27 protein-coding genes and 1 pseudogene are annotated in these 20848 nt (G+C 38.3%); 24 read left to right on the forward strand and 4 right to left on the reverse strand.

What is annotated here, in order from left to right:
• Nucleotides 1-185 precede the first annotated feature (185 nt).
• From A1QO_RS03420 to A1QO_RS03430, 3 genes are read left to right on the forward strand one after another with little or no spacing between them, the layout of a single operon-like run.
• Nucleotides 186-566 (forward strand): hypothetical protein, encoded by a 381-nt coding sequence (locus A1QO_RS03420; protein ID WP_141707109.1) that lies wholly within the window; start codon nt 186-188, stop codon nt 564-566.
• Complete coding sequence (locus tag A1QO_RS03425; protein WP_017041721.1) at nt 563-847, forward strand: hypothetical protein; 285 nt, start codon at nt 563-565, stop codon at nt 845-847. The genes A1QO_RS03420 and A1QO_RS03425 overlap by 4 nt, the downstream gene beginning before the upstream one ends.
• Before the next feature lie 16 nt (nt 848-863).
• Nucleotides 864-1049: a hypothetical protein gene (locus A1QO_RS03430; protein ID WP_017041722.1), complete on the forward strand. Its 186-nt coding sequence runs from the start codon at nt 864-866 to the stop codon at nt 1047-1049.
• A 356-nt stretch (nt 1050-1405) separates the two neighbouring features.
• Here the strand turns inward: A1QO_RS03430 and A1QO_RS03440 are convergent, their stop codons facing one another.
• Entirely contained in the window at nt 1406-1621 is a 216-nt protein-coding gene (locus A1QO_RS03440) for a hypothetical protein (protein WP_017041724.1), read from the reverse strand.
• A 489-nt stretch (nt 1622-2110) separates the two neighbouring features.
• Here A1QO_RS03440 and A1QO_RS03445 point away from each other — a divergent pair, with 489 nt between their 5' ends.
• The 9 genes and pseudogenes from A1QO_RS03445 to A1QO_RS03495 all read left to right on the forward strand — a co-directional run bounded on the left by A1QO_RS03445 (nt 2111) and on the right by A1QO_RS03495 (nt 6699).
• On the forward strand, nt 2111-2350 hold the full coding sequence (locus A1QO_RS03445; protein ID WP_017041725.1) for a hypothetical protein: 240 nt from the start codon (nt 2111-2113) through the stop codon (nt 2348-2350).
• 60 nt (nt 2351-2410) lie between these two features.
• Nucleotides 2411-2956 carry a hypothetical protein gene (locus tag A1QO_RS03450; protein WP_017041726.1) on the forward strand — a complete coding sequence of 182 codons (546 nt, stop codon included), beginning with the start codon at nt 2411-2413 and terminating at the stop codon, nt 2954-2956.
• A 14-nt stretch (nt 2957-2970) separates the two neighbouring features.
• Nucleotides 2971-3180, forward strand: a complete 210-nt coding sequence (locus A1QO_RS03455; RefSeq protein ID WP_017041727.1) for a hypothetical protein — start codon at nt 2971-2973, stop codon at nt 3178-3180.
• Between the two features lie 96 nt (nt 3181-3276).
• On the forward strand, nt 3277-3594 hold the full coding sequence (locus A1QO_RS03460; protein ID WP_017041728.1) for a hypothetical protein: 318 nt from the start codon (nt 3277-3279) through the stop codon (nt 3592-3594).
• 211 nt (nt 3595-3805) lie between these two features.
• Complete coding sequence (locus A1QO_RS03470; protein WP_017041729.1) at nt 3806-4357, forward strand: hypothetical protein; 552 nt, start codon at nt 3806-3808, stop codon at nt 4355-4357.
• Between the two features lie 266 nt (nt 4358-4623).
• Nucleotides 4624-4959, forward strand: coding sequence for a hypothetical protein (locus A1QO_RS03480; RefSeq protein WP_017041731.1), 336 nt, complete (start codon nt 4624-4626; stop codon nt 4957-4959).
• A 19-nt stretch (nt 4960-4978) separates the two neighbouring features.
• A complete protein-coding gene (locus A1QO_RS03485) occupies nt 4979-5764 on the forward strand; it encodes an HNH endonuclease family protein (RefSeq protein ID WP_017041732.1) in 786 nt (261 codons plus the stop codon).
• A gap of 1 nt (nt 5765) precedes the next feature.
• Nucleotides 5766-6301, forward strand: a pseudogene (locus A1QO_RS20550) (Fe3+-citrate ABC transporter substrate-binding protein).
• A 14-nt stretch (nt 6302-6315) separates the two neighbouring features.
• Nucleotides 6316-6699, forward strand: coding sequence for a hypothetical protein (locus A1QO_RS03495; RefSeq protein ID WP_017041734.1), 384 nt, complete (start codon nt 6316-6318; stop codon nt 6697-6699).
• 79 nt (nt 6700-6778) lie between these two features.
• On the opposite strand, the gene A1QO_RS03500 is transcribed toward A1QO_RS03495, so the two are convergent.
• Nucleotides 6779-7087 carry a hypothetical protein gene (locus A1QO_RS03500; RefSeq protein WP_017041735.1) on the reverse strand — a complete coding sequence of 103 codons (309 nt, stop codon included), beginning with the start codon at nt 7085-7087 and terminating at the stop codon, nt 6779-6781.
• A gap of 562 nt (nt 7088-7649) precedes the next feature.
• On the opposite strand from A1QO_RS03500, the gene A1QO_RS03510 reads away from it, so the two are divergent.
• The 3 genes from A1QO_RS03510 (at nt 7650) to A1QO_RS03520 (ending at nt 9857) form a co-directional block, all read left to right on the forward strand.
• Entirely contained in the window at nt 7650-8414 is a 765-nt protein-coding gene (locus A1QO_RS03510) for a hypothetical protein (RefSeq protein ID WP_017041737.1), read from the forward strand.
• Between the two features lie 59 nt (nt 8415-8473).
• Nucleotides 8474-9187, forward strand: a complete 714-nt coding sequence (locus A1QO_RS03515) for a DUF4852 domain-containing protein (RefSeq protein WP_017041738.1) — start codon at nt 8474-8476, stop codon at nt 9185-9187.
• 157 nt (nt 9188-9344) lie between these two features.
• A complete protein-coding gene (locus A1QO_RS03520) occupies nt 9345-9857 on the forward strand; it encodes a hypothetical protein (RefSeq protein ID WP_017041739.1) in 513 nt (170 codons plus the stop codon).
• A 106-nt stretch (nt 9858-9963) separates the two neighbouring features.
• Here the strand turns inward: A1QO_RS03520 and A1QO_RS03525 are convergent, their stop codons facing one another.
• Nucleotides 9964-10428: a DUF6471 domain-containing protein gene (locus tag A1QO_RS03525; protein ID WP_141707110.1), complete on the reverse strand. Its 465-nt coding sequence runs from the start codon at nt 10426-10428 to the stop codon at nt 9964-9966.
• 348 nt (nt 10429-10776) lie between these two features.
• Nucleotides 10777-10962 (reverse strand): hypothetical protein, encoded by a 186-nt coding sequence (locus A1QO_RS03530; RefSeq protein ID WP_017041742.1) that lies wholly within the window; start codon nt 10960-10962, stop codon nt 10777-10779.
• Between the two features lie 316 nt (nt 10963-11278).
• Between A1QO_RS03530 and A1QO_RS03535 the strand changes: the two genes are divergently transcribed.
• From A1QO_RS03535 to A1QO_RS03575, 9 genes are all read left to right on the forward strand, one after another.
• Nucleotides 11279-11560 carry a hypothetical protein gene (locus A1QO_RS03535; protein WP_017041743.1) on the forward strand — a complete coding sequence of 94 codons (282 nt, stop codon included), beginning with the start codon at nt 11279-11281 and terminating at the stop codon, nt 11558-11560.
• Nucleotides 11561-11610: 50 nt separating this feature from the next.
• The gene (locus tag A1QO_RS03540) at nt 11611-11931 is read left to right on the forward strand and encodes a hypothetical protein (protein ID WP_017041744.1); all 321 of its coding nucleotides are present in this window, start codon (nt 11611-11613) and stop codon (nt 11929-11931) included.
• Nucleotides 11932-11934: 3 nt separating this feature from the next.
• Nucleotides 11935-12516, forward strand: coding sequence for a hypothetical protein (locus tag A1QO_RS03545; protein WP_017041745.1), 582 nt, complete (start codon nt 11935-11937; stop codon nt 12514-12516).
• A gap of 216 nt (nt 12517-12732) precedes the next feature.
• Nucleotides 12733-13218 (forward strand): hypothetical protein, encoded by a 486-nt coding sequence (locus tag A1QO_RS03550; RefSeq protein WP_017041746.1) that lies wholly within the window; start codon nt 12733-12735, stop codon nt 13216-13218.
• Between the two features lie 64 nt (nt 13219-13282).
• Nucleotides 13283-14626: a hypothetical protein gene (locus tag A1QO_RS03555; RefSeq protein WP_017041747.1), complete on the forward strand. Its 1344-nt coding sequence runs from the start codon at nt 13283-13285 to the stop codon at nt 14624-14626.
• A gap of 2343 nt (nt 14627-16969) precedes the next feature.
• Nucleotides 16970-18805, forward strand: a complete 1836-nt coding sequence (locus A1QO_RS03560) for a hypothetical protein (protein ID WP_017041748.1) — start codon at nt 16970-16972, stop codon at nt 18803-18805.
• Between the two features lie 176 nt (nt 18806-18981).
• Nucleotides 18982-19602: a 5'-deoxynucleotidase gene (yfbR, locus tag A1QO_RS03565; RefSeq protein WP_017041749.1), complete on the forward strand. Its 621-nt coding sequence runs from the start codon at nt 18982-18984 to the stop codon at nt 19600-19602.
• A 56-nt stretch (nt 19603-19658) separates the two neighbouring features.
• Nucleotides 19659-20138 (forward strand): hypothetical protein, encoded by a 480-nt coding sequence (locus A1QO_RS03570; RefSeq protein WP_017041750.1) that lies wholly within the window; start codon nt 19659-19661, stop codon nt 20136-20138.
• Nucleotides 20139-20234: 96 nt separating this feature from the next.
• A complete protein-coding gene (locus A1QO_RS03575) occupies nt 20235-20519 on the forward strand; it encodes a hypothetical protein (RefSeq protein WP_017041751.1) in 285 nt (94 codons plus the stop codon).
• Nucleotides 20520-20848: the final 329 nt, after the last annotated feature.

Below are 20848 nucleotides of genomic sequence, written 5' to 3' on the forward strand. Positions count from 1 at the left end.
ACTAACCGAAAATCGAAATAGGAATTTTGGCCTAGTAACCTGGGCACCGAAAAAATAGGAAAATGCGCATTAAGCAACAATAACTCTAATGGACTGCTGTTGTTTTGAATGTGATTAAGAATCGCATTACACCTTACCAAAGCAAAGCACTCAGCCAAAACACACTAACTAACACCGGAAAAGTTATGAAAACTGTTGTCGCAGAATTTGCATCACCAAGAGAAGAACCTAACGAATTATCGAAGTTAGTCATTAAGCAGCTGGCTGAAATGGATATCGATGTGATTTTACTCGAACTGGATGATAACGATGATAACTTGTTTTTGAGCATACGAGATAATGGCGAACTTTATCATAACCCGTATCTAAGAATCCGTTTAGATAATGAATATTACAGAGATACTGCGGTATATTTTGTTGATCTAATGCTCCGTCAACATAGTGGTGGTGATATAGCTCATGGAAGTGTTGATTGTGAATTGGAAATTTTGCCTACTGAAATTAATCAGTACATTCATCCGATTTGCCAAATTTATATTGAATACACCAAGAAGGGAACATTATGAACTACCAAAGTTTAAAGAAAATTCTATCCGATATAGATAATAGGCTAGTAGCTTTAATGTTAGCTGTGACATTGATTGTACTCGGGGCAATCTTGTACGCATTCGGTTTTAATAGGGAAATTACCATGTACCTAGTACTTTCAGGTTCGATACTAGCATTTTTGGTTTCAGCATTATCCTTTATAAAATCGCATCAAAACGATAAAGAGCTTCAAAGTGGTGTTTGCAAGATCGTTAAAGACTTCGAAGAACAGCACTCAACTAAAAGCAAAGATAGCTGATGGGAAACTTGAACTCATGCCTGAAACTGAAATTTTACCTTATGATCAGGGTGCTAAAGCGTTTAGAAACCGCATCGTGTTGGGCTTAAATCCATATAATGTTGGTGACTGGCAACATGATGAGTGGAGCAAAGGTTGGTTAGCTGAAAGTGATATAAATTCAGATGTTGAATACGATTACTTGGCTGATAAATTCAAATAACTCAATGTAGGAAAAATGAACATAGTGGGTAACATACTGTCAGGTTCTGTGGTTGTTGCAGTAATAGCAGTTTGCGTAATGCTGATCTTCTATGCTTTTGGGTATCCAGAAAGCGTGATTTGGAAAATAGGTGGTTTGTGCGTAATTGTTAGTGCAATAGCTTCTTTAAAGGTTTTCGCGTACGACGAAGCCGTAAAAAACGTATCGAATACTAACCACAAGTAGAATGGGAAAATTGGACAATGATACCTAATCACGACCCACGCGAAGTTTGGAAAAGCAAGACATAGACTAGTGGAATGAAGTTATCAATATAGTTTGTTATTGGTCTATTAGTCTGCGTAGGGATTGAATAGTTAGTCTCCCAAATTTTGGAGTATGTCACCAAAGATCGCTTTAACCACCTTAATTACGTTGCGTTTTTGTTCTTCAAGGTGACCATCAATTAAGCCTATTTTCCCATCTATACCTGTACAGATTGCATAGCCTTCAACAGCATTAATCTCAATAATAAATGCCTCCGAAATTTTAAGTTGATGAATATTATCATCTTTTAAGACCCAATTTTGCATAAGACTTCCTTCTATATGAATGTTATCAGTATCTAAATAACTTCTCTTCAAATGAGTTCCCTTTAATAGAACCATTGGGCCAATGCGCTTTCAAATACGCTACAACATTTACGGTTGTATAGACAAGACATTACACGAAAGATTAATCAAGTTGGTTTGATTAATCAACCTAAAGTAGTATGATAATTAGACACCTTAAAATATGAAGGTATTTCCATATTAATGTGTGCAATGGTGAATAGAGAAGTTTCTTTCTCGTTATAAGATGTGATGACTATAGGGACTTGGACAGGGCATTGCTTGAAGACACTTGATCGAATTCTTTAACTTCAAGTGCAATTATCGCAACTAAATACGCGAATATAGTTACGCCGTCACTACGTTTCGCCTCTTCTGTTTTAGATTGTTTGAACGTTAAGTGGGTGAAGTTATAACAAGCAACCGCCCAATCTACTTAATCCAATGACTCAGGCCTGATTAGGGAAAAATATGCATCGCAAATATGACTGGAGACTCATGGTAGGTATAACCACCACAACCTTGCTTCTAATCGCATTGACCATCACTTTTTCTTTTGCATGGCAACATCCTATGCCCAATAAGACTAATGCATCTCAAACTATATCCATCATTATGCACTACCGATGGGCTATTTCTTTAGTTGTCTTCTTTTGCGCAACTGCGGGAGCAACTTACAAGCGATTTCAACTCATTCAGAGAGAGCAATAAAACACTGAGCAAAGACGTTAAATCACTAAATTATTTAACGCTAAATGTATCGAGGTCTCAATGAACAAAAAACAATTAGAGTACCGTTTGGATCAAAATCTAATAGAAGACATCCAGGAGTGGCGGCAGAGTCCAGAATCACATTTTCAAGGGCAATTCAATAAGCCACTAAAATGGAGTCACCAAATTCTGGGCCTAGCTGGTATCACTGGTGATATAGACACACACGGTACACTGTTGATGCCTAACATCTCTGCGAATTATCACAGTAATGAAGGTTTTGACTTAACCTTCGGATGGATTGAAGGTATCCACATGGTCGGTGGGGGGTTAGCGATCGTTGGCCATTTTGCATTGCAAAAGCAGATATCTAATCTAGGTCTTGGTGTTGCCTTATTTGGCGCAGTTGCTCGTTTTCTAAAGCAGAACAATGCAACGGAAATTGAATTTCGTGAAAGTCACCCTTCTAGAATCCACCACTATCGTGTTTTTTTTGAAAAGTTAGGCATAAAAGAAATACGACACGGGGTTTGGTACCTGCCTTTGTATCCTTACTTACCGCCTCCTACCTCTGTTTTAGAATTTCATGAACAATTATTCACCTGAAGGGAGCCCTGACCATGAACACTGAAACCTTTAAAAGCAAGCCCATTTCCCCCGCCAACCTGCGGCATGGTGGTATCTACTTATTTAAAGAGAATTTACTTAATAACCAAAACAATCAGATCCAAGCTCGATGCAATATCAGCTCAAATAATGATGAATACTGGTTCACAAACAAAATAGGAGAAGAAGTAACCGGCACTGCACTGCAGATTTTTGAAAATTGATGATACGGATTTCGTCCACAATGATGCGGCGTTTATATTTTCTGAATCAAAATAGGCCTACTATATCAACAAGCGGAACAACAAAAGGAATCAAAAATGACAAATGATTACTTTAAACCATGTATGCACCTTGCATTAGCCGAGGTAAGTCCAAATAGAGATGTCGATACCGAATCGTTTGTGGATAAACAATTGTTAATTGCGGCCACATCGTCAATGAGCGAAAAACTTAAGAACGCGAGTGACTCGGGTCGTCACGGATGGTGGGACAATTCCGTCATTAGTATCGGGGGCTTATACGATCTGAGAAACAAAGCGATAAGTAATAATGACCATGTTAGCGTTCTTAACTACACGGCAATGATTGCGATGCGTGAGTCTCACCCAGAAAGCAAGAAAAACACCTCTGCATGAATGTCTTGTTTTGTGAGTTCAAGGTGTACAACGCTCAGACATTAAAAAGTGTCAACATTGTTGGTTATTTCCTCATAAAAGACCTGATACGAAATGGTTGTAGCGTAATACAGGCGAGAAGCGTTTACCTTGAACTCAGTAAAACAGGTCGAGCTTACCTTCGGCCCATCTCTATAGACCGAATTAATTACAAACAAAAGGATAGTTAAAGATGAAAAGTAAATACCACATTATTGACCTGTTATTGAGAGTTGTACCATTCGCTTATTTATGTCTGTTAGGTATCTATACATTTTCCGACCGTACACTCCCGTTCCATTCTCTAGCCGTTGCCCTAACCGAGTTTCAAGAAGGATGGCTAAGTGGATTTCCAACATCGACTGACAGCCTACTAGGAACAGGTATCAGCAGTCTAACCATAAATGTTTTGGTAGTTAACATGGCTATGCTCTTACTCATAACAGCATGCTGTATATATCTCGCTGAAGCAGCAAGGTTTGGTAGCTTCAAATCAGCCAAATCGTTCCGAGACGCTGAGTACAAAAAAGCGAATGAACCAAAAAATATGGGTCTCCTTCAATCAGTACAAGTGTTGGATGGCGGATTTTGGGGCTCAACCAGCTCAACCGTTTGTACAGACAATCACATGTTTCGTGTTCAAGGCGATGTGGGTTTGGTTCGTTATGGTGAAAAGGTCTTACTAAAAAGAAACGAGGTATTTTTTAATACCATACGTAGCAAGCCTTTTTCTTTAATACAGTAGTCTATCAATTTCTGGAGATGCATCAAAATGGCCAATATCTTGATGATGAAGAAAACGCTGACCAAACAGAACGCTCTTCGCATCTCCACATCTTTCATAGTGGTCTTTTTTGGGGTCTCTGTTGTGCTTGGTGCGCTCGTGTCTATTGGCATTCTACTCGGAGTTGTATTTTACATTACCCTCGTAGAGCAGAATCGTTTCAATAATACCATTTTTGTTTTTTTGAAATGCTTAATTCATTATTCAATTTAACTAAGGCCTATTGTATGAACAAGCAACTATTATTACTGTCTACTTTATTAAGCATCACTGCGTGTACGGACTCCAAAATACCTACGCAAATTCAAGCGGTTGATGGCTTCGTTAGTGAATCAATGGAACGAATCGATAGTCACATTAAAGAGATTGAAACAAAAGAACAACGCAATGAAGCACTACAAAAAATGTTTAATCACGATAGTGATACGCTCGACCTTTGGGCTGATGCATTGATTCGATGTGAAGCTATTGAGACCTCGAAATGCCTTGAGTTGAAGCAATCATTGCATGTCTTCAAACTTGTAATTTCTGAAAACGCTGAAGAAGTACTTCTGACCCAATAGTATTTATGTGGACTACAAAATGTTTACTTTTCTAACTAAAAATCAGCTCCGTAACATCGCGCTTTCATTTTTTTGTTCGATTGCATTTCTATCCACTGAAACAGTATTAGCCGAAGTTCCTGTTAAAAAGAGTCGGAGCGGCATTTGCCATGATACAACTAGTAATTACTACTCTAAGACTAAGAACTATGAATCCTACCCAACCCTTGTAGCTTGCATAAACAGTGGTGGGAGACTTCCGAAAGGCAACACAAAAGTAACTGCGAAAGAGCAAGTAGCTCAAGCAACACAAGAAGCCAAGCAAGAAGGTCGCAACTTTAACTATGTTTACAATCGCGATGACTGGAATCATTGGTTGGACACGGATGGTGATTGTCAAAACTTAAGGGCTGAACTCCTCATTGAACAATCTTTGATTCAGCCAACATTTACAAAACCAAATAAGTGTACAGTTAAAACCGGACAGTGGTACGACCCTTTTTCAAACGAAACTTATTTATCCGCATCTCAATTGCAAATAGACCACATTGTACCGCTAAAGTGGGCTCATGAGCACGGAGGAGCTACATGGACCCTAGATCAAAAAGAACAGTTCGCTAATGACACTGGAAACCTACTTATTGTCTATGGTCCATTGAACGGCAGTAAAAGCGCACAAGGCCCCGATTCATGGTTACCTCCCTACCACCCTTTCCGGTGCGATTACATTAAAAGCTTCGACGACAATGTTCAAAAATACTTGCTAGTGTATACCGCAAAGGAGCATAGGGTAATATCTAGAATGCTCGCTAAATGTGGCCATTAAAATGAATGAATTAAATGAACGATCCGCCCCTAAGAAAAAATCTAATTTGATGACTAATACAGGTCATCGGTTTATTTCCAAAAGAGGCTGCAATTTCAAGATTCACATCCATACCCCAGAAGACAAAGTTTTACACCGATCGATAGGAAGCAAAAAATAGGGGAAGACGCTGGTCTAAAAAAGGCAATCCGTATTCGAAATGAATTGGGCAAAAAAATGTGGGGGAAGTACTGGCAGCGAATCTTACGCGATTACACTCTATTTACTCTATTACCACATAGCCTAGAGCCAGTGTTCATAGAGAAATCAAAACCCACTCTCGCTGAGCCAGCCAGAACCTCGTCCTATTATATCGCACGGTGGAAGGAATATGACGAACAAGGTGAGTTTACGTACCGCTCAAAGTTGTACAACTTAGACAAATACGGAAAACTTGCATCCTACTCCAAAGCAAAAAAGTGCTTATTGGGAGTATACAAAAATGAACTTGGCATCCTGGCTGTAATGGGAAGATTTAAAATCACTCAATTGAAATAGAAAAGGAACCAACAATGAAAACAACGATTCTTACTTTGACGGGGCTAATAGCGATCAGCGGTTGTACTAGTCAATTACCCGATGAAAGCGTTGATAAACTCACTTTTAAGCCCAATGGGTTAGCAAAAAATCTCATTGAAGTAAGGTTAATCAACGAATATAAAGTTAACGAAGTCTCATTAATGAAGTACATCTCTCAAACTGACCAACTTTGTGTTCAATACATCGCAAGCACCGTGACGACCGAATTGTCTTCCGATATTGCTCATAGATACGAAGTCGATACGTATTGCGAGAACTATCTTTTCGAAGATGGGCAGTATAAATTCACTCAGCTCAAGGGAATTAAGGCCGTCACTGCGGATAATTCTGTGATATTTGAAGAGTTGCTTTTCTGATTTGGTTTATATAATACATAGTTCAAAGTTAAAAAAGGAAAGACGATGTGCTGATATCAGGTCTTTCCTTTTTTGGTATTCAATCTATAGAACTTAAAGGGACAGGCTCAGTGTATATGGTGCAGACATTTTCCAGTTTGGAAAGTAAAACAGCCGCTTTTCCTTGAGAGAAGGTAGCATTTAGCCGATTCGCAATTATTGTCTCGTGATGGTGAAAGTAATCCGACACATCAATCACCTGTTCAGAGGAAGCGAGGCATCCAAAAAGACCGTCAGTAAGCATCAGGAGTAATTCATCATCAAGTCCCTTTTCCTCGCTATCAAAGATCACTCTGACTTTATCAAGTAATTCTTGAGTGTTCTTCTTATGATTCTCTATCAAGTACATTGTATCCACCTTTTGGAATAGCTAGTAAAATTATGAACTACGGTCGATGTATCTGAACTGATACCCCTTATAAGTAAAGATGTGTCTACATGGTAAAAATCCTTTCGAAAATTGAAGGACTGATTCATACAGGCCCATCCGAACAAAGCCAATACAAAATGCTGATACTCCTCAAGAGGTGCTCCTATGATCATCGCGAATTCAAGATCCGTTTCGATGGTCTCTCTCAATTCTTCATTGGATGCTACTCGGCGCACTCGAGATACTTTAGCTAAGGTCGAAATTGAGTGAGAAATAAGCGCCTCTTCTGTATCAAATTGACTAAACGGAAAGAATTTATCGAACGAATTCATCACAATCTGAATACCTGTGTTCATAAGTCTGTACCTCCTCCGACTAAACCAATAAAAATCCAAATTGGATCAACTGACATTTACTTTTCAAACATAAATGAATATCTCTCCAAGTTCTCAGAACGCCGCACAACTTTTCCTGCTTTTGATTGGGTTCCCTAAATCAAGGTTGCTATGTTAGTAACCTAACGTCTCAAGGGAAATGACTTGTGCAACTAGACAATCAGATAGATAACTTACTTTTTAATATCGAACTCTATAAATCTAAATTATTGCAAGATGAATCAAGCCTTTGTCCCGAGCATCGGTTTAACAAAAACGACGATGACTTCTTACCTTTTTCGATTAAGCGAAGAACCTTCAAATCTGCTGACACTTGCGCGGTTAAAATTCACTCTTTCTTGCACATCTATTGCTCTACTCCATTCACAAGCAACAAAGCAAGCTGGCATATTCTTACCCATAATTATCCAACACTAGTTAAACCCATGGGTGATTATGAGATGGTTATCCTGGATGACCCTGAAGGAAGTGACCATCGAATCAACATAGGCATTCAAATTGGTTTATTCATGAAAGAAGCATTAGTTCAAGGCTTAGATGACTGGGTTAATCTGACTCGACGATTAAGGGGCATTGCAGAAACGCTTGAACCCGATTTTTCCCTTATGGATTCATCTTTCAGTCTTATTGAAGTAATGGAACAAGAATTACAGCGCCATTTAAAAGCGCTAGCTTATTATTACCAAAAACATTTATGTTTTGATCCCGTCGAGATGACTTCTGGTCTTGAAATCAGCCTTGATAATAAACCTTCCCTTATACCTTGCCACATCATTTGGACATACAATTGGGATCAGCTTTGCTGGAAATTGCGGAAAGAAAAAGATCACCATGACCATGAAAAATCGCACTCAATAATCATCAATTGTTTTGCACCAAAGCATGATTTCGAGGAAGACGCATGGCCATAAGAGTAAGTAGTTAGATAAGATACTAACTGGTCAATGAATGATGAAAGGGATATAAATCGATGAATCGTAGAACTCAAACACAAAGGCTTGTCTCGACTCTAGCCTTGTCTTTACTTGTTAGTGCCTGTCAATCAACATTAACGTCAACAAAACACTCTGAATTCAATCAGTTCGCGGATGAGCATGAGTATGATGAAACCCTTATTAACTATTTATCAACTACTGAACTTTCAAATGACGTGGTTCGCAGCGTAATAGCCACGGATAGACAACTACAAAGCGAGTTAGAGCACCGAGAAAGTACAGACTTCGAACTACAATCGTTTTTAGACCAAACTCGAATGGAACTTCAAAATAAAATAGATACTGCACCTAAGCGGTTTATGCGTTTTTTCCGTATCCAACTCCAAGACTACGACACCGAAGCTGAAGAGTTCAGATTTACGGATAATCAGTATTGGCCAAAACAAGCCAATTACTCTGCAGATATCGCAGGAAACAAGTTCAATTTCCGAAAGGCATCTATTTCATTAGATAACACCGAGTGGGTGATACCGGCAACAAAAGAGAAAGCCTTTGAAATTATGAAGGCTGCTAACAAAGATAAAAAAATCCCTACGTTGGTGGCGTATAAATTGGATACGTGTAAGTATCAACAAGAGCCTGAACCGGAACTACGTTGTTACTACAAAATTGAATCCTTTAGTCTCTATAACGAATCGAAGAAAATCAACGAATACACTCCCCCATTAGCTGTAGCACAGAAACTCTAAACTCCTTTTAGCCGCTCTATTGGGCGGCATGCCTGTTATTAATGAACCTGTCCCATCTCATCAACTTTGACACAAGTACGACGGCGTTCCTTGCAATACATCCATTCAATTGAAACTATCTCATGGATTCACCAATCCAATAACTAGAGAGACACCAATGAATAAAACATTTCTTGCTGCAATGCTTATCCTAACCATTCCAACTCACTCTGCGTTTGCGGGTGACGATTCAACAAGCACTGTTGTTTCTAGCGTCACCCAAGATGCCAATTTTCAAGATTCTAGTGGTAATAAAAAAAGGATCTATCAAGGCTCCACTTACGGAAAAATAGGTTTCAGCAACGCCTATAAGTACTATGCCGTTAACGGATTAATGTTTGTCAGAGGGTTGGGGGCAACCAGTAATTTAAAAATGGCTGAAGGATATAACGTTACCTACACTGGCACATGCGAAAACGACCGAGCAGCTGGGGAGCGCCGTTGTAACAATATGAGATCTGTAACTGCATCAGCCCCTGATTGCATAATCAGCATGAATGATAGTGGAGCCATCGGGTGTAACACAAAGAAAATCATAACGCACTACACATGCGTTAATGAATATTGCCGAGGTGAACAAGAGACATTGGGTTTATCAGTACCTATCACATCGGTTGTTGGATTTAACTAATTACCTTAATCATTGCAGCAATGTTTAAGGTAAATCAAAAACCTTTCCCTAAAGTACTTTGGGATAGTGGGTGGTTCGCGCTTTCACCTAGAGAACTTGGCAAAAACTATAGCTTAACGCGATAAACGGCTATAGTCTCTTCGGCTTTTTGCAAAGCTTCCTCCGCAGTCTCACATGCTCGAGCATTCAAGATTGGTGTTCTTACGCCATTAATAATTGTGAGGGGTAAATAGACTAGTCTGGGCTCGGAATTGAGGACCTGTTCATAACTAGCAATGATTTCATCTATATCAACTGGTAATGACCCATCGTTATCTTGCTTCATTACCCGTATGAAATCATGGTACCAAACGGCTTGGTAAGTCCCTTTACTGACCTTATTCCTTAAACCTTGCTCAGAAATGGTTCTTCCCATTAACGTCAAACGTTCTGCTGCCACTTCGTACGAAACCTGATAACGGCTCATCAAACTATTGATCTCGTGTTTAAGCTCATCTTTTGCAATTGCATCAAGTTCTTTTTCAGTTTGGGTTTTAGGTGACTTAACTATAGGTTTCTGTTTTTCAATCATCTTCATACTTACGAAGCAATACTCTAATTAGAGTATAAATAAACCAGCGCACTCAATCAATCTAATCAAATACGATGAATGCTTGTATCACGTACCGTATAGGCCCTAACCTGCCCTTAATTCACCTTGCATGATGAGACGGTCAAAATACTCTTTCGACTGTTCAATAATGCCATCAGCGCAAAGGTAATCCCCTTCTGCTTGTGTTTCTTTTTGGAGCATCGAGATTAATTTATGTCGCAGCTGAGAAATCTTGACTTGATTACTCTTCTCGCTCCATATGCCATCTCTGATTATAGAACTTCACTAACATCGAATCCGATGTCTCTACTTTCATCACTGGATAAATTAATCGTAGCCCATCGCTAGGGCAGTAATTGGGGCCAGATACGTAATTAAGGCCATCGCGCTTAGTACTAAAGGGCTATCAAAAACTGTCCCAAGCGAATAATTAGAGCCTTCTAGATATTGAAGAATCTCAATAGCATTTGTGGCTAATAGGCATGAGGTTTCAGGTGCGGTATTTTCTAACATGGAATTTCCTTGTGAGTATGCCCTAATGGGCTAGATAAAAAAAGATGCCAACTTGCGTTGTGATTATTAAGCATCGATACAATCAATTTAAATTTTATCTTACTCCATCCACTACCTCTGTCTACAGATAGCGATATATGTATCATCGCATAGCTTGCGAAGAATGGTATTTACTGCCATTATTATCTCTCTTATGATAACTCCGGTGCACCCTGTTATCACAGCTATGCTGGCATCATTTATACCCCCTTCACGTATTCGTGAAAATTATCCATATCGGGCAATCGCTCACCCTCACACAAGGAAAACCACTGCTATGGCTTATTGCAATCAACTGGACGAAAATAAATTCTCATCCATTTACACTGTCCTTCAGAATAAGGCACGTTTAGAGCACGAACAAGCGTACAAATCCAATGTTCGTAAAGCAAAAACCCGCATGCAAAAAAGCAAATGTGCGGGACAATATATAGGTGCTTGGCAAAGACTGTTTAATGGCTGGCTTGGAAACACAGTCAGTAACTTACATGTCATGGATTGTATCAACTCGAACACGGTAATAGGTGACACTGAAGGTGTATCTTTTATCTCTTGCTAAAAACCAATTTATCTCTCACCAAATCTGGTGAGCCCACACAAGGAATATTCATGTCTTACTATCGTTGCTTAGAACAATCCATCGCTGCTCTTTCTGATGAAGATCAGCAAAACCTCACCACCATGGCCAAAACTATACCAAATAGAGTTTGGTCCCGAGAGTCTGGGTTTCTACTCAAACTAACCAAGATAAATGCAGAAGATACTAATCGCCATATCTTGGATGAAATGAGTTTTTTGACAGCCCAGTGTGAGATGCCCTTTTCGAAGTCTCTTAACGATTGCCTTCTATATGCTTTAGGCAATGGTTATCAATTGATTGAGTTTGATACCGAAATCGACCCTACAGATCTGATAGCAAATAAGGGGTAAATAATGGCAAATATTGAATTCAAGGGTTCTTCGTTTAACGATGCTGAAAGCATTATTTGCGCATTTATGGAGACCGCAAAAACTGATATTGAACTGAACAAACTTCTGTTTCGCAATCAAGGACGACTTAACAGCGTATTCACCAGACGTTCTGTAGATAAAGTACTGTCTGACCTGTTACCATTCTTTAAAGAGACAGATTCAAAAGGCCTTCTAGTTCGATTAAACCAAGCTACAAATCGTTTTATGAAGCTCGATGAGATCAAACAATCGATTAACCAATATCAATGTGATGGGATACTGGCGGGGCAGAATGAGAACTTTATTTACGTGGTAAGGCCGAATACATGGGCTAACCACGTTCAACTGCCTTTTATGCTGACAACCTGGAGCTTTGAACAAGGGGCGTCTTTAGATACGCAGTGGGCATCTTTACAATCGGCTTTACATGAAATTTTTGTTTTGAATAATTCTCAGCGACTTACTTTAGATAATCTAATATTGTTGGAAGAGAAACTCCTCAACAAGCAAATTGAGGTAGAAGAGAAACGAAAAGAAATCATTAGTCACTGGAATGCATCTTAAGTTTACACCCAACAAATAGACGACCTTCGGTTGTCTATTTTTTTTGCTAAAACTTAGTACAAACTAGACAATTTTTGAATTTGGTGACAAAATCTTAAGGTAAATTGATTATTTCGATGCTTTATTAATCACGGCTTTTAGCTGGCATCTTTGCAGTACCCCTCCTCTCCACTGCTGGTGGAATATATGGCTTAGCCAACACACAAGGAAATCACCATGAAAGTTATCATGCTTAACGGAGCCATGGCCAATACGGCTGTTGATTCTGTAAAAATCATAGCAACAACCTCTCAAAACCCATTCATGTTGTTCAAGGAATTGAAAAAACACATTCCTGATCTTGAAGAAACATTTGGTAAAGCAGAAGTCGACTTGGCGCTTGCTGCTCTCCATGAGCAGTACGCATCATGCAACAGTCAGTTACTACTAAAACTACTGGAGTCTTCCATCGAGCGTCTATCGCTTGATAGAAGTCAAATTCAAGCTCTTATAAACGAGCTTGATGAAAAAAGTGTCGTTATTAGAAAATGTGGTAACTTTCTACATGTTGTAGAGCCGTCTAATGATAGCGACAAAATTCAATATCCGTTTAAGCAAACGGTACAAACACTAGACTATAAAGTCTTATTCACCACTACTTACAAGAAAGCGAAGGAAGCGCTAGAGTCCTTAGCTCGACCTAGTTTTCTTAAAGTTAATTAAGATATTGATACTCCAATACCGGCTTTTTAGTCGGTATATTTTTATATCACACAAGGAAATAACCATGAACTACAAAGCAAAAGCAATTGCATCCTACCTAAATAAATCTGGATGGGCCATGCGCGAACAAAACAATCAAGTGACGGTGATGAATAAAAATATCAGTCTGCACGGGTTGGATGATTCGGAAACCCTGGATGTTGAGGTTACTTATGATGTTCGTACGAACAAGCTCACAATGGTAACTAGCTTAAACCACAGTGATGAAAACGAAGCACTAGAAATGCACTGGGATGCTTACTTCTGTTTATACAACCGGCATGATAACAGTGAAATGGTCAAACGACTCAATCTCATAATTAAGCATAATCTTTCTAAGCAGCTAAGTACTGTTATCGAGGATTTGTACCCGATATTGGAACACGAATACACAGAAGCAAGTAAGGTCGACCTTGAGATACGTATTTTCCGTAAGGACAATCACAATTCAGCGACCTTCAGAAAGGCATACAGTATGCAAGAACACTTCGATGGTCTCCCGAACAGTCATGGAAAGGCGATAGCAGCAAAAATATTTCCAGATGATCACTACGTAGTTCACGTCGATGCTTTAGAAAATTTGAACCTCGAATCTGCGTTAAGAAGAGAATTTCAAATACCAACTCGAAATCATATAATCCGTAAAATTCATTCTCCACTCCAATCGGCATTTAAAGGCTATGAGCCCCACTCCTTTTCTAACGAATCAATATTAGTTAAGAGAGTAACAGTCGGTCTCTGCTATGCGGAAGTAAACAAAGAATGGGAGCAAGAATACTCTAACAGTCAATACCAAAACGCATTAGGTAAACTTCCAAATAACTTCGTTGAAGATACCGAAGCAATACAATACAACGAAGAAAAAACAAAGTATTACTTGAAGGAAGGAATTGGGCCTGTCTATCTAAAAGACACCACATCTGGGTTATCTATTTTTTCTGTGGTAGAAGGAGAAAAATCAACGTACGAACCGTGGCGACTTATTGGTAGTGAAATAAAAGAGGTTTGTGATGAACAACAGATCAGTCTCTTACCTCACGGGCCAGAATTCGATCTATTTCTTTCACAACTTATCTTTCAACCCGCAAAAATCGACGGGCAAGTAAATTTTGACTGTCCACTGGCTATAGAACTTCTTGGTGCAGACCCCGACCACCCTGCATGGAATGATACAGACATTGTTTACCATCCTGGTACTGGAACCCATTTTACCTATAACCGAGTAGATAAAGAGTACTCAACTGCCGTTACTCATGACATCTACTGTTCAAAGTCCCTTAGAATAGCGGCAATCGGTATTTTTGAATGGTCATTAATTGAATGTGACTATCTTCAGATGATCTACAAGAACTGGCCTAGTTACGATTAGTCCTAAAAATCTAAAAGCCTCCGACCACGGAGGTTTTTTTACATCAGTGGTATTGAGCATTGGTTTAAGGGATACACTTAAATCGTAGATCGTAAATGTATACGTTCTATCAACACTTAATAGTTTCAAGTCTTAAGCCTGACCTTAAGTTTAAGGCTTGATATAGGTTTTAAATCTGAATAATCACAAGTTTCTCAGGGCTTAGGGGAGCGACATGAAGTCACTTTAAAATGGGCATCACGAGTTAAATCGAAGATTGTGAATCATTTGGATCTACTGTGACTTACAAAACATGATGTTAATCACGCTAATTCAAACCAGAAATGGAATGCATGGTCACAGCTTCCCTTTTGTTCAGAAACAATCGGAATATCAGGGACAATAAAGGACCTTAATTGACAATCATGATTGAGTATCTGATTACCTTAAGGAACTGCAGAATTATTAGATCTGGATTAGCCTACAAATTTCGAGGCTTATCACGCTGAGTTGTATGATTAGAAGAATATAGTGATTGAGTTCAATCATAGATCGTGAACATTACGATCTTTCCTTAGTTACAATCTGAGTGCCTTATCCCTCTAACTGGAGTTGAATCGAAGATCGTAAATTTCATGATCTTCAAACATTCACAAATTTTGAGTGATATCACGCTATTGTTAAGAGTCCGGATTCCCAGAGCATATAGGAATGTGAACTCCCCCCTGATGTTAGTTGGCTCCAAGACTCAGGTTAATATTGAAAGTAAATCGTAGATCGTGATTTTCTTGATCTCCGAATACAAACATTCATCGTGTCTTATCGCGCCATATTGAAGTACATTTGCTTAACTTAGCCTTCAATGATAAAGCTAATCAAAGTGGTTAAGGCCAGAAAACAACCGGTAAATAGAGCTAGGTAACGGGTTAAATCATAGATCGTAAATTCTTCGTTCTATGAAAAACAAGAAATTTAGAGTCTTATCACCCTCAAAAAGACCAATATCAACCGTATGGCGTCAATAAGTTATACAGACCGCTGGTGAGGCTTCACCGAAACAGGGCGTAAGATACAATTAAATCGTAGATCGTGAGTCAAGAGGATCTATCAATGCTCGCATTTGTTGAGTCTTAGGACGCCAAGCCTGAAATTTCTTTGCTTTAAATCGTAGATCGTGAATAACAAGATCTACGCGAACTTACAATTTATGAGTGTAATACCGTTGAGAGCACCTATCCGCAACGAAGTAGAGCACAGGCCGAAATTTCAGGATCTAATCACATTCACGATATTTGATTGTTAAAACGCTAACTATCTAACTACAACGTTAAATCAAAGATCGTAAATATAGCAAGCCACTCCATAGCCCTAATTGCGTACTTAACTATGCAATACAGTAAGATAAAACAGAGATAGACCTAATCGCCATGCAGCTTAAGCCTTACTGTAAGTCACTATCAGAGCTCTCTTACCGTTAATGGTACAACCTAAACCTTATCGACGATTTGGCCTGAATGCTCGCGCACAGGACCAATAAGCGCACAATAATGTCGAGGGGTCCGTAGACCGGAATCGTTTTTATGATCTCGTATAGTGAGCAATTGACGATGCTAATAACGCTAACCTAAACCCAAAATAGAACTTAAATCGAAGATCGTAATGCTTAGGATCTACCGTTCCACGCAAATATTGAGCCTAATTACGTGACTAATAGCCTAAGAATAGAATGTATCAATTGGGTTTTCTGTTTCGTAAATGACTGAATAGTAATGATTAAGGATATTAATTGGATCTCCCTTTTACAATAATACAGATAACTGACCAAACATTTTCGGTCAGTTAAGATCTAGTGGTAATCACAAATAAGATGCTTTAGAACGCTAAGACCTACACCAAGATATCCTAAATCAGTAAGTTGTCTGTTCCAAACCTACTATCTGACATTTAAGTGGACAATATCAGTACCGACAAGGCTGAAATAAAAGACACAAATCACACTCTTCAAAAATACTTCATGTGTATTTTATGTGTACAACTTAAATACTTAAATCGAAGATCGTACCTAATTAACACGTAGATCATAAGATTTTATGATCATGCTTTCGAGTGTCTCTTGATCATCGTTTCGGAGGATGAATCATAGATCGTAATTCAGTTTAAATTTGGTCTTGTTAAAACAAGTGCTTAAGTTAAAGAATCTTAGCGGAGTAAATTCGGATCATATGATCAAAGATCAACAATCCAACATAATAAAAGATAAATAAATTAGTGATTTAGAAATCTGAAAGGATCTTTTATGATCTTGTTATTTACAATTCTCGTGCTAAAGTACGCTATAACAAACCTAATTGAATAAGATGTTTCATGATCAAAAGTACTTGTATTGAGATAGATAAATCTGCCATTTTTGGACTAAAACTCCTTTCAGAAAGGGCGGAAAAACGATCTCACAAACAGGTCTACGAACTTATCTTAAAACTTCATACTGCAACCAACAAAACATTCATATCCGTTGAAGACATTGTAGAAGAATCTAAGTTGGCTAAAAGCACCATTTCTAGTGCATTCACTTTTCTAAGTAAGCACTCATGGACAATCTCTTGTCAGGCAACCGAACGAACTGAAGCAAAAGCCAGAACCAAACTGATTTATTTTTTACCTCTAGAAGATATTGATGAAAGTAAGCAACCTGCACCCTCTTCAAACGTAGTTGCAAAACGAAGAGTAGAATCACTAGGTATAGCGCCAAACATCGACCCACTAACAAATAAAGATTTAGAGTCATCTAGAGCAATTTTGCCCTACAATCAAAGATTCGCGAATCTTGTATCACCTGGACAGTCAATCAAGAATGAAGTAACAAGTATTGAATATACCAATGAAGGCGAGGCTTATACCAATAGGGCCAATTCGACAATTGGTATAATGAACGATTTTGATTGTACGGTCAGAGATCACCTTTTTACTCTAACCCAAATTCAGCTACTCAAAAAGACAGATGAGTTCATTGGTAAACCACCTGAAGGTTTCAGATTTACAATTCGTATGATTGATATTTTAACAATTGGCGATTTTCATGACTCAGAACGAGTAAAATTAAGTGAATCAATCGACAGGATTCGACACTCTATTTTTTCTGTACACAACGTCCCTAATGATCAGCTAAACACTGTAGTTACTGAAAAATTCTCATTTTTAACATATTTAAAAGGTATCAGTGCTCGCATAACCACCATTGACGAAAGTGGACATCCATACATTGCTATTGCTATTGCGTGGGATAAGCAAATCATTGATTACCTTACTAAGTCTCAATGGCACCATACGATCAGTAAAAAAACCTCTTCTTTAACCCCTCTATTCAACAGAATTTATCTTCGATTAAGAATCGTTTATTTCTCTAAAGATTCTTCCTTTAACGATAAGCTAAGACTAGCTTTGTTTAACAACCCTAACTTAACACTGATTGAACTTGTGCAAAATTGCTGGGCGAACTCTAGTAGAAAAGAACATGTTGAAATAACCCGTGATGTTTTAAAAGAACTTAGTTTAAGCAAAACTAAAAAGCTGATTAAACTACAAACCGAAGAGAATAACCAAACTCTTATCGAATTAGACCTACTAGGTTTTAAAATCAACATGGTCATTCCAGATTTCAGTGTGAAGAGAGCGGCGGCAAATCAACACTCTGAAATCTACATCACTGCTAACCAAAAAAATATAATTGAAGACGCTGGAGCGAAGTTTAACGCTAAGCGTAACAATAAGCCTCAGTTAAAAAATTCTATCGCCCCCTTGTTTATCGAAGAGCGTAACACGCGACTAGCACTACCAGATCATGTAATGGAGATTGAGAATAAAATTACCCTGATCAATTCTCGCAGTGATTACTACATCAAATTTGAGATTAAGTCGATTGGTCAAGAGATGATCATTACTCGTTACCATGATTACGAAGAGCAAATGAACATTTACAATACGATAGCGAGTGCCACAAACTGTGATTACGACTCTGTGAACCTGTATTTTGATTCTAAAATGACAAAGATTAAGCCTTTTAAAAACTTATCAGTTGAGGAATTTAATGAAGCTCTTCTCATCACCCAGTTACCAAAACTAAAACTAATCAACTTACTATCAGATAATTTGAGGTCTATCACTAAGTTTAAAAATAGTAATTGGAGCAATATTCCTCGTTAAAGTCCTTGATTACACCTCTTCAATATTAGACTGTTGTTGCAATTCATGGCATATTTAGAAAGTTAATTGATAATTTCGGTGCACCTTCTTTTATCACAGCTCTGCTGGCACCATTTTTACACCTCTCCACTACCCTGTGGATCTAGATCCTAATCATACCCACACAAGGAAATATTATGTTCAATCATATTCCTAACTCCGCCCTCGCTTGGAACCTTCGTGCTCAAACTATTACGCGATGGCCACTAATGCGAAGCATGGTGGAAGAAAACGTAGCTGAACATTGTTACGCGACAGCTCAAATTGCTTTTCAATTAGCAGTAATTGCAAAAGTTAAGTTCAATAAAAGTGTCAATCCAGAACGAGTAGCGACACTTGCAGTTTTTCATGAAGTTTCCGAGTCGGCTGGTGTTTCGGATGTCCCTTCTCCGGTTAAATACGCCAATCCAGAGGTCACCAAAGCGATCAAAGAACTTGAGCGTCAGGTTGAAGAATCATTACTTGCTTCTGAAGAAGATAATGAAATAAGAGAGTATCTAAAACCCTTTTATCTTCAATCTTACGCCAATGACTATGAGAAATGCCTTTGTAAAACCGCCGATAACATAGCTGCTTTTCTTAAAGCTCATGATGAACTTTCGATGAGTAACCATGAATTTACTAAAGCAATAAATAATCTTCAGAAAAAACTGGACCAAAGCGCAAAGGAGCCTGAAATACAATATTTTATGGAAAAGTACCTTCCTCAGTGCAAATTGACGTTGGATGAACTGACTCAAGAAGAGCAAGAGCGATAACCTATCCATAAGAAATGATTTACCACAATTATCTTTTTACACACAAGGAAATAAAAATGATCACACAATTATGTGATGGCCAGTATCAGGCCATATCTAGAGGTTCAATCATGCTTCTTACCAAACGGTTTTGTTCAGTCAATAACTTCGTATGGGAGATGAAAACAGATAACGCCTCACACCGAGCCCATCGTTCTAGTTTGGGTATTCGTACTTTTCATAACCTTAAGGAAGTTGAAAAGGCTTATAAAACTTGGAATGGTGTAACTAAATTGGTGGATGAAGAGTGTCCTATTTTTAGTAATGGTTCGCACATCACAATCACCCGATTGAACAAGACATTAACTACAAACTGTATCATGTCAGATGATACTAAATCGTTACTACATCATGCTTGTGATTCTTTTGGGTTCATTCTACCGATGGGTCAATATACGTTGAATGAATTTGCCGATAAACTGGTTCGTTACAGTTCAAATGAGCGCGTTATAGCCCTTTCAAATACTCTAAGAACAGTAGAGTCACTCCAACCATAGAAATGACACAATTTAGGTGGCGTTTGTATATTTGTTGTATTAAAGCCAGATATCTTAGTTTCTGGCTTTTAAGATTTATGGCACTAAGGTGGATGTATGAATACTTCTAATTTTTCGACGATCGGTAAAGTTCAGTTACCTTATATCGAAAGAACAAAATTAACTTCTAAATTAGTAACGAACCAGAACTTAAGTGATGATGCCCTTCAAATCGTCTATAAGGCTTGTTCTCGATACATTTTTCTACTTGAGCTTGGGTCGACTTCATTACACGATTTTGCTCATAAGATGTCACAATCTTACGACAATAAGGTAACCAATGACATTGTCAAAACTCTCTACGAAATCTCTGATTCTGAATGCACGGATAAAGTTGCCTAGTATTCAATAGTCAATTTCAGTTAGTGATGCTGATAGATAAATCTTTTTTACTCTTGAGTCAACTACTAAAAAGTGTATTATTTTAAGTGTCAGGATTACTCCTCACACCTTGATTGATATTTATACCGACCTAAAAATCCCCACTAATTAAATTTAGTGGGGATTTTTGTTTATTATTAATATCTTTTGATTTTGTGGAACTGATTCATATATGACTCTGTATCTGTGATGGCTACTGGTTAATTATTGGTCAGTATTCTTTGGCAATATGACGTGTTGGTGGCATTTGCTATTTGTTTGAATTAATGTCAGGAGCAATTAGTATAAAA

The sequence above is a fragment of the Vibrio genomosp. F10 str. ZF-129 genome (assembly GCF_000287055.2).
Classification (GTDB): domain Bacteria; phylum Pseudomonadota; class Gammaproteobacteria; order Enterobacterales; family Vibrionaceae; genus Vibrio.

Coding starts and splice junctions, on each gene's coding strand:
- A1QO_RS03530 (WP_017041742.1), bottom strand. CDS start 10,962: ATGTTAGAAAATACCGCACCTGAAACCTCATGCCTATTAGCCACAAAT.
- A1QO_RS03555 (WP_017041747.1), top strand. CDS start 13,283: ATGAACTACAAAGCAAAAGCAATTGCATCCTACCTAAATAAATCTGGA.
- A1QO_RS03460 (WP_017041728.1), top strand. CDS start 3,277: ATGACAAATGATTACTTTAAACCATGTATGCACCTTGCATTAGCCGAG.
- A1QO_RS03520 (WP_017041739.1), top strand. CDS start 9,345: ATGAATAAAACATTTCTTGCTGCAATGCTTATCCTAACCATTCCAACT.
- A1QO_RS03500 (WP_017041735.1), bottom strand. CDS start 7,087: ATGTACTTGATAGAGAATCATAAGAAGAACACTCAAGAATTACTTGAT.
- A1QO_RS03430 (WP_017041722.1), top strand. CDS start 864: ATGCCTGAAACTGAAATTTTACCTTATGATCAGGGTGCTAAAGCGTTT.
- A1QO_RS03550 (WP_017041746.1), top strand. CDS start 12,733: ATGAAAGTTATCATGCTTAACGGAGCCATGGCCAATACGGCTGTTGAT.
- A1QO_RS03535 (WP_017041743.1), top strand. CDS start 11,279: ATGGCTTATTGCAATCAACTGGACGAAAATAAATTCTCATCCATTTAC.
- A1QO_RS03545 (WP_017041745.1), top strand. CDS start 11,935: ATGGCAAATATTGAATTCAAGGGTTCTTCGTTTAACGATGCTGAAAGC.
- A1QO_RS03525 (WP_141707110.1), bottom strand. CDS start 10,428: ATGATTGAAAAACAGAAACCTATAGTTAAGTCACCTAAAACCCAAACT.
- yfbR (WP_017041749.1), top strand. CDS start 18,982: ATGTTCAATCATATTCCTAACTCCGCCCTCGCTTGGAACCTTCGTGCT.
- A1QO_RS03540 (WP_017041744.1), top strand. CDS start 11,611: ATGTCTTACTATCGTTGCTTAGAACAATCCATCGCTGCTCTTTCTGAT.
- A1QO_RS03515 (WP_017041738.1), top strand. CDS start 8,474: ATGAATCGTAGAACTCAAACACAAAGGCTTGTCTCGACTCTAGCCTTG.
- A1QO_RS03575 (WP_017041751.1), top strand. CDS start 20,235: ATGAATACTTCTAATTTTTCGACGATCGGTAAAGTTCAGTTACCTTAT.
- A1QO_RS03495 (WP_017041734.1), top strand. CDS start 6,316: ATGAAAACAACGATTCTTACTTTGACGGGGCTAATAGCGATCAGCGGT.
- A1QO_RS03470 (WP_017041729.1), top strand. CDS start 3,806: ATGAAAAGTAAATACCACATTATTGACCTGTTATTGAGAGTTGTACCA.
- A1QO_RS03570 (WP_017041750.1), top strand. CDS start 19,659: ATGATCACACAATTATGTGATGGCCAGTATCAGGCCATATCTAGAGGT.
- A1QO_RS03425 (WP_017041721.1), top strand. CDS start 563: ATGAACTACCAAAGTTTAAAGAAAATTCTATCCGATATAGATAATAGG.
- A1QO_RS03455 (WP_017041727.1), top strand. CDS start 2,971: ATGAACACTGAAACCTTTAAAAGCAAGCCCATTTCCCCCGCCAACCTG.
- A1QO_RS03420 (WP_141707109.1), top strand. CDS start 186: ATGAAAACTGTTGTCGCAGAATTTGCATCACCAAGAGAAGAACCTAAC.
- A1QO_RS03480 (WP_017041731.1), top strand. CDS start 4,624: ATGAACAAGCAACTATTATTACTGTCTACTTTATTAAGCATCACTGCG.
- A1QO_RS03440 (WP_017041724.1), bottom strand. CDS start 1,621: ATGCAAAATTGGGTCTTAAAAGATGATAATATTCATCAACTTAAAATT.
- A1QO_RS03560 (WP_017041748.1), top strand. CDS start 16,970: ATGATCAAAAGTACTTGTATTGAGATAGATAAATCTGCCATTTTTGGA.
- A1QO_RS03485 (WP_017041732.1), top strand. CDS start 4,979: ATGTTTACTTTTCTAACTAAAAATCAGCTCCGTAACATCGCGCTTTCA.
- A1QO_RS03450 (WP_017041726.1), top strand. CDS start 2,411: ATGAACAAAAAACAATTAGAGTACCGTTTGGATCAAAATCTAATAGAA.
- A1QO_RS03445 (WP_017041725.1), top strand. CDS start 2,111: ATGCATCGCAAATATGACTGGAGACTCATGGTAGGTATAACCACCACA.